The sequence below is a fragment of the Pseudoalteromonas sp. QJM3NY_22 genome (assembly GCF_056173065.1).
This window is the reverse complement of record NZ_CM149655.1, coordinates 2,022,248-2,034,244: the sequence shown is the minus strand read 5'-3', so window position 1 is coordinate 2,034,244 and position 11,997 is coordinate 2,022,248. Positions and strand designations below refer to the sequence as shown.

At 38.0% G+C, this 11,997-nt stretch carries 13 protein-coding genes; 4 read left to right on the top strand and 9 right to left on the bottom strand.

Going from position 1 to position 11,997, the window contains the following annotated elements; genetic code table 11:
• Positions 1-38: 38 nt before the first annotated feature.
• The 8 genes from AC0VZ4_RS09100 to AC0VZ4_RS09065 all read right to left on the bottom strand — a co-directional run bounded on the left by AC0VZ4_RS09100 (position 39) and on the right by AC0VZ4_RS09065 (position 8,508).
• Positions 39-260, bottom strand: a complete 222-nt coding sequence (locus tag AC0VZ4_RS09100) for a DUF2835 family protein (protein ID WP_033014893.1) — start codon at positions 258-260, stop codon at positions 39-41.
• Entirely contained in the window at positions 261-2,855 is a 2,595-nt protein-coding gene (gene pepN, locus AC0VZ4_RS09095; RefSeq protein ID WP_475441518.1) for an aminopeptidase N, read from the bottom strand.
• Between the two features lie 46 nt (positions 2,856-2,901).
• A complete protein-coding gene (gene nhaC / locus AC0VZ4_RS09090; protein ID WP_475441517.1) occupies positions 2,902-4,365 on the bottom strand; it encodes a Na+/H+ antiporter NhaC in 1,464 nt (487 codons plus the stop codon).
• A 181-nt stretch (positions 4,366-4,546) separates the two neighbouring features.
• The gene (gene prc / locus AC0VZ4_RS09085) at positions 4,547-6,571 is read right to left on the bottom strand and encodes a carboxy terminal-processing peptidase (protein WP_475441516.1); all 2,025 of its coding nucleotides are present in this window, start codon (positions 6,569-6,571) and stop codon (positions 4,547-4,549) included.
• Between the two features lie 25 nt (positions 6,572-6,596).
• Positions 6,597-7,247, bottom strand: a complete 651-nt coding sequence (gene proQ / locus AC0VZ4_RS09080; RefSeq protein WP_475441515.1) for an RNA chaperone ProQ — start codon at positions 7,245-7,247, stop codon at positions 6,597-6,599.
• Between the two features lie 15 nt (positions 7,248-7,262).
• A complete protein-coding gene (locus AC0VZ4_RS09075; protein ID WP_475441514.1) occupies positions 7,263-7,541 on the bottom strand; it encodes a hypothetical protein in 279 nt (92 codons plus the stop codon).
• A complete protein-coding gene (locus AC0VZ4_RS09070) occupies positions 7,541-7,999 on the bottom strand; it encodes a GAF domain-containing protein (protein WP_007375721.1) in 459 nt (152 codons plus the stop codon). Before AC0VZ4_RS09070 ends, AC0VZ4_RS09075 begins: the two co-directional genes overlap by 1 nt.
• A gap of 128 nt (positions 8,000-8,127) precedes the next feature.
• Positions 8,128-8,508: a hypothetical protein gene (locus AC0VZ4_RS09065; RefSeq protein ID WP_007375720.1), complete on the bottom strand. Its 381-nt coding sequence runs from the start codon at positions 8,506-8,508 to the stop codon at positions 8,128-8,130.
• Between the two features lie 236 nt (positions 8,509-8,744).
• Between AC0VZ4_RS09065 and AC0VZ4_RS09060 the strand changes: the two genes are divergently transcribed.
• Entirely contained in the window at positions 8,745-9,506 is a 762-nt protein-coding gene (locus tag AC0VZ4_RS09060; protein WP_475439610.1) for an IS5 family transposase, read from the top strand.
• A gap of 62 nt (positions 9,507-9,568) precedes the next feature.
• On the opposite strand, the gene AC0VZ4_RS09055 is transcribed toward AC0VZ4_RS09060, so the two are convergent.
• Positions 9,569-9,763, bottom strand: a complete 195-nt coding sequence (locus AC0VZ4_RS09055) for a hypothetical protein (RefSeq protein ID WP_475441513.1) — start codon at positions 9,761-9,763, stop codon at positions 9,569-9,571.
• A 92-nt stretch (positions 9,764-9,855) separates the two neighbouring features.
• Here AC0VZ4_RS09055 and AC0VZ4_RS09050 point away from each other — a divergent pair, with 92 nt between their 5' ends.
• The 3 genes from AC0VZ4_RS09050 (at position 9,856) to AC0VZ4_RS09040 (ending at position 11,969) form a co-directional block, all read left to right on the top strand.
• On the top strand, positions 9,856-10,707 hold the full coding sequence (locus AC0VZ4_RS09050; RefSeq protein ID WP_475441512.1) for an IS4 family transposase: 852 nt from the start codon (positions 9,856-9,858) through the stop codon (positions 10,705-10,707).
• A 76-nt stretch (positions 10,708-10,783) separates the two neighbouring features.
• A complete protein-coding gene (locus AC0VZ4_RS09045; protein WP_475439649.1) occupies positions 10,784-11,533 on the top strand; it encodes an IS5 family transposase in 750 nt (249 codons plus the stop codon).
• A gap of 85 nt (positions 11,534-11,618) precedes the next feature.
• A complete protein-coding gene (locus tag AC0VZ4_RS09040) occupies positions 11,619-11,969 on the top strand; it encodes a hypothetical protein (protein WP_007378189.1) in 351 nt (116 codons plus the stop codon).
• Positions 11,970-11,997: the final 28 nt, after the last annotated feature.

Genomic DNA, 11,997 nt, shown 5'->3' with positions numbered 1-11,997 from the left:
GACAATATTTTATGATTGTATAACATAAAAACAGCGTACTAAGCCACTCGTTCAATACGAATAAATTTATTTTCAAGGGTTAATAACATTCTGAAACGCCCTCTTATACCTAAGCTAGTAATAAATGGCCTTAAGTGATTAGCAGAAAAACGCACTGTTTTCCCGCCATCTTCGACAACCTGCAATGAGCTAAAACGACCATGGTAGTAATCCATGCATTCGCTGTAGCTCAATCTTAAATTAAAATAATATTCGATCATTTACTTAAGTGCTTTTTCAACCTTTTCAAATAAATCGGCGCTTAACCCATCTAAATTAGCTAAACGTTCTAGTTGCAGTCTCATTGCTGTTGAACGTGTATTATCGTATCGCTTCCACGACATAAACGGCGTTAGCATACGAGATGCATTTTGAGGGTTTATAGCATTTAATTTAATGAGTAAATCACCTAAGAGCGCGTAACCTTTACCATCAAGGCGATGAAACTGAGACGTATTGAAATGACTAAAGCTACCTACAAGTGCTCGTACACGATTGGGGTTTGAAAAATCAAAACACGGATGTTCGTAAAGCGCCTTAATATTATCAATTGCATTGTCACCAGTTTGCATCGCTTGCAAAGCAAACCATTTATCCATTACTAATACATCGTGACGCCATTGACTATCAAAATAGTTTAACAATTCTTTACATAGCTCATGTGACGCTTTAACAGCGGCACTTAGTGCACCTAAAACATTCGTCATATTTTTTGAGCTTGCAGCATGTTTAATAAAATCAGCAGCGTGCGGGTCATTAGTTTTAGCAAGGTAATGAAGGCATAGCTGCTTTAAAGACCGAATTGCAACGGCGCTTGCATTTACACTGCCATCATCGATTAACGATTCAAAACACGTTATAAACTCTTTAGTTAACTCATCCGCTATTTGCCTTTCAAATTGCTCAGCAATATTGACTATTTCATCTACTGTAATTACTTCAAATTCAGCAGCCAACGTATCAAAACTTGGTAATTTTAATAGCTCTGCAATAAGCGCTAGATCGCCCTGTTTTTCATTAACTAATCCACGAAGCGCATTAATTATCTCATCACTAAGCCCAACACTTTCAACACTGTTTAGATTCGCTTTCATTGCTTTAATAAATAGCTGCTGCTGTGCATCCCAACGAGAAAAGTCACTGCGTGCGAAACGCATAATATGAAGAAGCTCGTGTTCATCTGTCTCTTGGTTTAAAATACATGGAGCAGAAAAGTCTTCAAGTAATACTGCAACAGGTTTAGCAGTCATATTATCAAAGTGAAATGTCTGTGATGGTTGAGTTACATTTAGAACGTGGTTAACTTTTTCGCCTTGGTACTCAAGCTCAATACTTTGTCCATTTACATCTAACAGTTCAATTGCAAATGGAATATGCAAAGGTGCATTACCTTGCTGGTTCAGCGGTGCAAATTGTTCAATTGTTAAACTGTATGTATTTGAATTCAGATCAAAATTTTGAATAGCATTTAAACGAGATGTACCTGCTTGACTATACCAACGTTTAAACTGATCTAAGTTAACGCCTGATGCGTCGCTCATTGCACTTACAAAATCATCACAAGTAACAGATTGTCCGTCATGGCGATCAAAATAGAGTGCCATACCTTTTTGAAAGTTTGGCTCGCCTAATAATGTATGCATCATTCGGATTACTTCGGCGCCTTTATCGTACACAGTAACCGTGTAAAAGTTATTCATTTCAATAACTTTTTCTGGACGAATTGGATGAGCCATAGGGCCAGCATCTTCGCTAAACTGGTGTGTGCGCATTACTTTTACAGCGTCAATTCGATTAAGCGCACGAGATCCTAAGTCACTACTAAACTCTTGATCCCTAAATACAGTTAAACCTTCTTTAAGCGATAACTGGAACCAATCTCTGCACGTTACTCGATTACCTGTCCAGTTATGGAAATACTCATGCCCTACTATAGATTCAATCGTATGATAGTCTTTATCTGTCGCTGTTTCTTGGTTGGCTAAAACACATTTACTATTAAATATGTTTAAACCTTTATTTTCCATTGCACCCATGTTGAAAAAGTCAACGGCTACAATCATATAAATATCTAGGTCATATTCTAAATTAAAACGCGCTTCATCCCACTGCATTGCTTTTTTAAGTGAGGCAATAGCATGTGGTGTTTTAGATAAATTACCTTTATCTACAAATAGAGCAAGTTCAACATTTTTACCGCTTTGAGTAATATAGTTGTCTTTTAATACATCAAAATCACCAGCAACCAAAGCAAACAAATAACTTGGCTTTTTAAACGGGTCTTGCCATTTAGCAAAATGACGCCCATCTTGAGTTTCACCACTGTCTACTTGATTACCATTAGATAGGAGCTGAGAAAATTTTGTATCTGCAATTACGGTCACATCAAATGTAGATAAAACATCGGGGCGATCCATGTAATAGGTTATTTTTCTAAACCCCTGCGCCTCACATTGCGTGCAATACGCACCACCTGATAAATATAAACCTTCTAGTGAAGTATTAGTCTCAGGTGATATCTCGGTGACAATACTTAATTGGCAACTATCCGGTAGATTATTAATTATTAGTTGCTCGCCAATAATTTCATAATTCGTTATATCAACAGTATCAATTGATAAAGAGAGCAGGCGTAAATCAATACCATCAAGCACTAAGGGTGCTTTGTTATCACCTACTCGTGTAAGTGTTAATAAGGAACTTACCTTCGTTGTTAATGGCTGTAAGTCAAATGTTAGCTCAGTGTGGTCAATTAAAAAGTCTGGGGCTTTGTAGTCTATAAGGTATTGTGCTTGAGGTTTACTTGATTCAGTCATAGATGCTCCAAAACAGCTCCTTTAAATTTAAAAGAGCTGTTTAAAATTAGGCCGATTGTTTTGGTTTGATACGTAAAATTTTAATACCTAAATAGGCATAAACAACCGCTAATACAGGGTTAATTAAATTAAAGAAAGCGTACAGTGCATAGTCAAACGGATTTATGAGTAAAACGCTTTGCATGTAAGCGCCACAAGTGTTCCACGGAATTAGTGGGCTAGTAATTGTACCGCCATCTTCCAATGTACGAGATAAGTTAACAGGCTTCAAACCACGTTTTTTATATTCATCTTTAAACATACGACCGGGTACAACAATAGCAATATATTGATCAGCAGCTATCACGTTGGTTCCTATACACGTTGCTATTGTTGCCGCAATTAACGATCCCGTACTTTTAGCTATTTTAAGAATACTTTTAACAAAAATATCAAGAAGACCTGTTTTTTCCATGATAGCGCCAAACATAAGTGCGGTCATAATAAGCCAGGTCGTTGTAAGCATTCCAGCCATACCACCACCACTAAGTAGCGAGTTCATTTTAACATCGCCGGTGTTTATGCTAAAACCGTCAAAAAAAGTGGTCCAAACAAGCTTGAAGTAGCCTACTAACTGTCCTTGAGAGACATCAATTTGGCTAGCAATTAAATCAGATTGAAACAACATGGCCCAAACAGCGCCCACAACAGCACCGATAGAGATAGCAGGAAAGGCCGGCATTTTTTTAATTGCTAAAACTAACAATACAATTAGTGGTATTAGCATTTCAAAACCAATATTAAAATTTTGTTGTAAAATAGCTGTAATTTCGTCAATACGCCCTACTTCACTTGAAGCCGTTGCATTAAAACCCATAAATATAAATATAATCAGTGCAATAACAAAGCTAGGTACTGTCGTCCATAACATGTGTTGGATATGCTCAAATAAATCAGCCCCAACAACTGCAGGTGCAAGATTTGTAGTTTCTGACAGTGGGCTTAACTTATCACCAAAGTACGCGCCCGATATAACCGCGCCGGCTGTTACTGTTTGTTCAAGCCCAAGACCGGTTGCTACGCCAAGTAAAGCAACACCTATTGTTGCAGCCGTAGTCCACGAACTACCAATACTCATTGCAACAATGCCACAGATTAAGCAGCTAGCTGCATAAAACCAACTCGGGTTAATAACTTGCAAACCATAATAAATTAAGGTCGGTACAGTTCCTGATAGTAACCAAGTACCAATTAATGCACCTACCATGAGTAAAATTAGAATAGCACCAAGTGAAAGCGTTATGCCTTCAATCATTGCTTGCTCTAACTTTTTCCATGTATAACCATTTTTAAGACCAATTAAAGCAGCTGCAAAAGTTGCGAACAAAAGTGCGATCTGGTTAGGACCTGATGAAGAATTATCACCAAATAAGTATACGGCAGCGCCGAGTAGGCAAGTTAATACAGAGATAGGAACTAATGCATCAAAAAACGAGGCAGGCTTGATTGGTTTATCTTCCAATGGCTTCAAAGTAGAGACTCCTACACACACTCAATGTGTGTTTAATTATTATTTTTAGCACGTAAAGCGCATTAATTGAACTTTAATGATCTAGCTCAACTTTATGTAATGGGAGATTATAACAATTTAGTAAATTATAGGTAGCAAAAAAGGCGCAAAAGCGCCTTTTTTATAGAAGTAAAACCAGCGGTTACTTCTTAGCTATGCGACCATAGTTAATATAATCTTGGGTAATTAAAGCGGCTTCTTCTAAAAATGGGTCAAGTTCTTCAATAACCTCAGGTAAATCATCTAAGTTTTCTACCGGATCTTTACCTAAACGCTTAAGACGTTCATTAGTACGTACAAGTGCACGTGCCTCACCTTCGTCTTTTTCTTTAATGCGCGTAGCTTCAACTAAAGAGATCGTTTTACGATCTTTCTCTTCATTGTATAAGGCAATATCATTAAATACATAACCAAACTCAGGTTCTGATTTAATTCGTACCTCATGTTGCTTCTCAAGATAGGTAATAACTGGCGTTAAATTACCAAGTTTTTTATATTTCGCTTTAACAATGCTATCCCAAGGCAGTGCATTGTCTTGTTTACTTTCGCCCCATTCTGCAGGATCGATTGCTGATGGAAACGAGATGTCTGGAATCACACCTTTGTGTTGCGTACTACCACCATTGATGCGGTAAAATTTAGCAATTGTATATTGCACGCTACCCAATGCATTATCATACAAGTCATAAGCACGCCCTAAGCCTTTGTGCTGTTGAACCGTGCCTTTACCAAAGGTTTGCTCACCAATAATAACTGCGCGGCCATAATCTTGCATTGCCGCTGCAAATATTTCTGATGCTGACGCACTGTATCTATCAACTAATACCGTAAGTGGACCATCATAATAGGTAATGCCATCGCGGTCTCTTTGTTCTTCAATACGGTTATTTAAAGTGTGTATTTGAACTACAGGTCCTTGGTCAAAAAACAATCCCGAAAGCTGGGTAGCTTCATATAATGAACCACCACCATTTTGGCGTAGGTCGATAATAATCCCATCAACCTTTTGCTCTTTAAGCTTAGCAAGTTCAACTTTTACATCTTTCGAAAGATTATTGTAAAAGCCAGGGATTTCAATCACACCCACTTTGCTTGTTAAATCTGAATATTTAGCTTCAAAGACTTCTGATTTAGCGGCTCTGTCTTCCAATCTGATTTTATCACGGGTAATTTCAACAACTTTTGGTGTGCCGTGAGCATCAGCACCTTTTAAATACTGAAGACGTACTTTAGTACCTTTAGGGCCTTTAATTAAATCAACAACGTCATCTAACCGCCAGCCAATAACATCAACAAATTCTTCGCCATCTTGAGCAACACCAATAATTCTGTCATCGGCTTTAATTTGCTCTGTTTTATCCGCAGGACCACCAGGTACTAAACTGCGAATAACTGTGTAATCTTCATCTGGACTCAATACTGCACCTATGCCCTCGAGCTCTAGGTCCATATCCATTTTAAATTGTTCAGCACGACGCGGCGATAAATAAGACGTATGCGCCTCAATACTTCGTGCTAAAGAATTTAATACTAATTGAAATGCATCTTCTGGATTTGATTGCACTAAACGCTTTTCTGCATTTTTATAGCGTTTGGTCAGCACTTCTTTAATGCCTTCCCAATCTTTACCTGTCATTTTTAAACGCAGTGCATCGTACTTAACACGTTCGCGCCAAATTTCATCAAGCTCGGCTTGAGATACAGGCCACGCAGCATCTTCACGATCAAAAAAGTATTCATCTTCTTTATCAAAGGTCATTTCTTTTTCAAGTAATGCTAGGGAATACTCGTAACGTTCAAAACGGCGTTTAAGGCTTAAATTAAAGATATCAAATGTGAAACCCAATTTGCCGGTAGTTATAGCGTTATCAAAGTCATCGCGGTATTGGTCAAAAGAAGCAATATCGCTTGCTAAAAATACGCTTTTATTAAAATCAAGGGATTCGATATAACGATCGTACACTTTACTAGAAAGCTCATCGTTAAATCGAACCGGGATATAGTGTGAACGAGTAAATAAGCTAGCCACGCGTTTGCTGGCAGTACCATGTTGACTTTCTTGCTTGAGCAGAGGTAAATCGTCAATAGTGACGGCTTCTACAGCAGCAAATAATGAACCTGAAAACAGGGCAGCAACTAACGGAATGAGCGTAAACTTTTTACTCATACAAACTCCTTAATTTATTTACAGTTTAAACGATGTATAAACTGTCAGCTTTGGTTTTAACTTGCATGCCTGTCACTAATTCAACATGAACGTCATCTTTGTTCACTTCAGTGATTACTGCATTTACAAGTGCTTGGCCAAGTTTAACCTTAACCTTATTATTAACCTTGACCTCAGTAGCTGGTAAAGGTTCAATTTTTCCTGAACGTTTAGCAGGAGCTGCTTTGGCAGGTTTATTAGCTGCAGAAGCGTTTTTATCACCTGTTTTACTAGCATGCGCTGGTTTTTTCTTAAAAGATTTAGAATCTGAGTCTTGGCGTGGACGTTGTTGTTTTTTACGTTTTGCCATTTTAGCGCGGCTTTCTTCCAATGCTTTTTGTGCATGGTCGATATGCTCTTGCTCAACTTTTTCACCTTGATTACCATCAAGATCAATACGAAACTCTGACTTAGTTACCGCTTCTAAATAACGCCAGTTAGACGTGTATTTTCTGAGCGCTTGACGAACTTGAGTCTTGCTTACTTTGTCAGAGCCTGCAATACGCTCAGCGATATCTTTGAAAATACCTACTTTAAGCGGTTTGATGCCATCTTTTTGTTTAAAACATTGTGGGAATTCTTGATACAAAAATTCCAATACTTCGTTAATATCTTTTAGCTTGTTTGTGGTTTCCATTTTAGAACCTATTTTTCACATCTTTTCATCAAGGGACGAATCGACGTAGTGTGTTACCCAGTTGACCAGCTCTTCAAAGTCGGCTTCTATTACAGCCATATCGCCTCGAAGGTGTTCCCAAATACCATTAATCGTTTCATCAATAAATTCACATTCAGAATCGTCCGGAAGACGATCCCAGGCAATATGAATCAAATCATTGAGCGTTTCCGCTACATGTTCTTCTTCGCCTTCCCAGTCGCCAACATCTTGCACAGCAAACAGGTAGTCTTGAACATTTAGCAAATCTTTCATTACAGGCTCGCCTCTAAGCATTTCACTAGCGCTTCAAGTCCGGCTTTATCGTCAGTATCAAATCGACCAACACTTGGACTATCAATATCAAGAACAGCAAATACTTTACCATTTTTCAAGATAGGTACAACAATCTCAGAATTTGACGCCGCATCACAGGCAATATGACCGTCAAAAGCGTGAACATCTTCAACTAATTGTGTTTCAGCGGTTGCCGCAGCAGTTCCACATACTCCTTTTCCTACTGGAATACGAATGCATGCTGGATTACCTTGAAACGGGCCTAGTACTAATTCAGTAGGAGAATCCATAAAGTAAAAACCCGCCCAATTCACATCTTCTAAAGAGGTAAATAACAACGCGCTTATATTTGCCAAATTGGCAATTACATTAGATTCACCAGCTATTAGTGATTCAGTTTGCTTAACTAATGACTGGTAAAAATCGTACTTTTGCATACCAAACTACTTCTTATTAAACAGACAGTAGCTAAAGGTACTCTTTGTCGTTAAAAATTGGAACCTTTAAAGGGTAAAAAAAAGGAAATTGCGCTGTTTATCAGCGCGCTTGGTCAATAATTCTGCGATTATTTTTTTGCACAATTACGAAGGCCAAATAAAAATAGTCCTGCGGCGAATCCAGACATCACACTATTAATTAAAAAAATCTCGCCTGTTGAAGCACTTAATAGATAACTAAAAATAGCCCCACCTAATAACCCAAGTGTTAAAACACCTGAATAATTAACTTTTGAATACTTAAACATGAGTAAATAACCCGGCACAACAAAAGCCGCCATTGTTAAACCTACAATATGTGCATTTGATATGGCTGTCATCAATAGTTGAAAGAACACTGATAGAAAATCACCCTGCAACGCTAGTGCATAATACAAACCTAATAAACTGCCAACAATCACTGGGGACAATAATGAAAGCGCGACGCTTTTTGCAAGTTGATGTTTCATCTAATAATCCTTAATACAGCGTATAAAATTTAATGTATTAAGCATGCACCAAGATCTAAAGCTTAGAAATAGAGACTATGGTCGTAACTTATGATGATAAAACATACAACATATAAGCTAGGTAATTTAATAAAGTAATAAAAGCCTAGGGCGTGTTGATCTTTGCGGTATAAAAAACAAACAGCATAAGGATAAGGTATAATTGAATTCGCTAAAAAACGTTACACCGAACCCTCATGCCAAGATTAATGTTAACAGACGCGACATGGAATGTCTTATCAAAAGTAATGCACTTAAGTGGTCGAATTTATAATAAGCCTGAGCATAGAAAAACGCTCGAAGGCATACTCTATAAGATGCGTACCGGTATTCCTTGGCGAGATTTACCGTCTTATTTCGGCTCGTGGAGTGCTATTTATAGACGATTTAATTTATGGTCCAAAAAAGATATTTTGAATGAATTATTTCGAGTGTTATCCCACTATGCTGATATGGATTGGATCTTTATTGATGGCAGTATTGTCAGGGCTCACCAGCATAGTTGCGGTGCAAGAACCGCTGACAATGAATCAATCGGTAAGAGTCGAGGTGGTAATTCGACTAAAATTCATCTTGCAGTAGATAGCGGAGGATTGCCTGTTTATTATGAATTATCCTGTGGAAATACGCATGATATCGTCCATGCAGAGTCACTTGTAGCCAATTGCCCAACGAGTAATGTTGTTGTCGCAGATAAAGGCTACGATAGTGAAAAACTAAGAGAGTTTATTCGTGACAATAGCGCTACACCCGTTATTCCACGCAAGGATAACAGTTTAGTGGGTAATGAAGATATTGACTGGTGCATGTACAAATATAGGCACTTAGTTGAGAATGCCTTTGGTCGGATCAAACAATATAGAGGGATAGCCACACGGTATGAAAAGCTTGAGCGGAATTATCATTCCATGCTCGCTTTAGCATTCACTATGATGTGGCTACCAATATGGGCTGATTAATATATATACTACAAAGATCAACAGCCCCTAGTTTTTAAAATAAATAAAAAATAGCTCAGTAGTTACAACTGAGCTATTTTTTGTGATAAATCGATATTTTTATTTATTGCCAACTCTTCAAGCACTATGACTCTTTCAACTAAAACGTCCAACTTTCTTTGCAGCATAACAATCGTATTTTTCTGATTTTTATCTTGTAATAAAAGTGACTTTTCTTTAGCAGTCGTTTTATAGGTAAAGTAATTTTTAATTAGCACTCATAGGTTGGATCTTAAGAAAGCTTGAAGTTGAACTCTGTTAATGATCAAATAGTTACGCCAATAAAAACATGACTAAAAACAGAGTTCACATGCAGATTAACCAAGTTTCAAACCAATTAAAAGCCCTTATCTCAGAAAAACACCTCATTGAGCTTGCAAAAACCTCTGGATTTCAAGTTCGACACCGTTGCCTGTCGATCGTTTCTCTGCTCAAAGCCGTATTTAAAAGCTTATCTTGCCTGCAAGACGCTAACTTGTCAGATATCCATCAAAACTTGCGAACGCAGGCTGATTGCACGATAAGTTATAAACCCTTTCATAATCAAATTCGAAAACCAGCCTTGACTGAGCTTGTCCGTGAGCTCGTTATTCAAGCGATGTCTAAATTGACTGTAAACACGCTGGATAAAACCTTTTTTACCCAGCGAGGAATACAGCGAGTGTTATTGCAAGATGGTTCTTCATTTGCTCTACATGATGAATTAGCGCAGGTTTTTGCTGGTCGTTTTACTGCTGTAAGTCCTGCCGCAATTGAGTTGCACGTTACCTATGACCTATTTAATGAACAACCCTGCGAAATAGATATTCGTCCTGATGTTGAAACTGAGCGCGCCTTTTTACCAGGTAGCCACACACTTGAAGATACGTTATTACTTGCTGATGCTGGGTATTTTGACTTAGATTACTTTGAGCAAGTAGCTCAAGATGGCGGATATTTTTTGATCAGAGCAAATAAAAACATTAACCCAATCGTTACATCAGCCTATTGCGCGGGTATAGAACTTAAAGAAAAGAACATTAAACTCAAAACGTTACTCGATAAATTCGCAAGCCAACCACTTGAATTAACAGTACGTTGGAAGAAAAATGGGCCCGAGTACAGGCTTATCTATTTACCGAATGAAAAGCGCCCCGTTTTCCTTGTTACTAGGGGCTGTTGATCTTTGTTTGAATTTTGTGCGTAAGCGGTAATCTCGTATAATTTACTTCGCCAAAAACAAACCTTACGAGATTACCATGCCCCGATTAATGCTCACTGATAAGTTGTGGTCGAAGCTAAAATCAATTTTGCTTGAAGATAGAGTTTATAACAAGCTTGAACACAGACAAACGATGGAAGGAATTTTATATCGCTTACGTGTTGGTTGCCCATGGCGTGACCTCCCTGAGTGTTTTGGTTTATGGAATACTATTTACCGCCGATTTCTACTTTGGTCTAAAAAAGGAATATTAATAAGGTTGTTCAAATCATTATCCGCCAATAGTGACACTGAGTGGGAATTCATTGATGGCAGTTATGTTAAAGCACATCAACACAGTACAGGTGCTGCGTCTCAACAAGAACAAGCGATAGCATTAAGTCGTGGCGGTAATACAAGTAAAATTCATTTAGCTGTTGATAGTTATGGCTTACCAATTGAATTTATTATTACAGGCGGCGATGTTCATGATAGTAAAGTGGCAAATGAACTGATTGAATTATTGCCCCAAGGCGATTTTGTTATCGCAGACAAAGGCTATGATAGTGAAGTCATTAGAAATAAGGTTCGAGAGAGAAACTCAAGCCCAGTGATCCCTAGAAAGAAAAACTCAAAAACAGGTAATGGTGATATTGATTGGTGCTTATATAAATATAGGCATTTAGTTGAAAATGCCTTTGCAAGGCTAAAGCACTTCCGTGCTATAGCGACAAGGTACGATAAATTGAAATTACAGTTTGAGAGTATGTTAGCGCTGGCATGTGCAATGATTTGGCTACCAATGTGAAAGATCAACAGCCCCTAATTTAAAAGAGGCACAGTTTAGCTTTGACGAGCTACTCGATATATATGCAACTCGTTGGCAAATTGAGTTGTTTTTCAAAGAACTAAAGTCATGGAATAACCTTAAAGGGTTCATCACACGAGATCCTCATATTGCCGAATCATTGGTTTGGCTGAGTATACTGCAAACACTTATCAAGCGTTTTATCTGCCATAGTGCAGCGGGTATGTTTAAGTGTGCGATCTCGACATTTAGAGCGAGTAAGTGCAGTTATCTTTGGTTGGATGATATTCTGGATTGCATAGAACAAACACGGTGCAGCCATAAGATACATCGTGTATTTGAGCTACTAGCGGTAAATTGTAAGCGGCAAAGCATTGAGAAAAACAATGATATTTGCCGTTTTAAGATAGGAAGTCACACGGTCTGTGTTCCTTAAGAACTAAGCTATGAATTAGCACTAAAAG

Bases quoted from the DNA above. Each gene is read 5' to 3' on its own strand.
- AC0VZ4_RS09100 (WP_033014893.1), bottom strand. From the start codon at position 260: ATGATCGAATATTATTTTAATTTAAGATTGAGCTACAGCGAATGCATG.
- pepN (WP_475441518.1), bottom strand. From the start codon at position 2,855: ATGACTGAATCAAGTAAACCTCAAGCACAATACCTTATAGACTACAAA.
- prc (WP_475441516.1), bottom strand. From the start codon at position 6,571: ATGAGTAAAAAGTTTACGCTCATTCCGTTAGTTGCTGCCCTGTTTTCA.
- proQ (WP_475441515.1), bottom strand. From the start codon at position 7,247: ATGGAAACCACAAACAAGCTAAAAGATATTAACGAAGTATTGGAATTT.
- AC0VZ4_RS09075 (WP_475441514.1), bottom strand. From the start codon at position 7,541: ATGAAAGATTTGCTAAATGTTCAAGACTACCTGTTTGCTGTGCAAGAT.
- AC0VZ4_RS09070 (WP_007375721.1), bottom strand. From the start codon at position 7,999: ATGCAAAAGTACGATTTTTACCAGTCATTAGTTAAGCAAACTGAATCA.
- AC0VZ4_RS09065 (WP_007375720.1), bottom strand. From the start codon at position 8,508: ATGAAACATCAACTTGCAAAAAGCGTCGCGCTTTCATTATTGTCCCCA.
- AC0VZ4_RS09060 (WP_475439610.1), top strand. From the start codon at position 8,745: ATGCCAAGATTAATGTTAACAGACGCGACATGGAATGTCTTATCAAAA.
- AC0VZ4_RS09050 (WP_475441512.1), top strand. From the start codon at position 9,856: ATGCAGATTAACCAAGTTTCAAACCAATTAAAAGCCCTTATCTCAGAA.
- AC0VZ4_RS09045 (WP_475439649.1), top strand. From the start codon at position 10,784: ATGCCCCGATTAATGCTCACTGATAAGTTGTGGTCGAAGCTAAAATCA.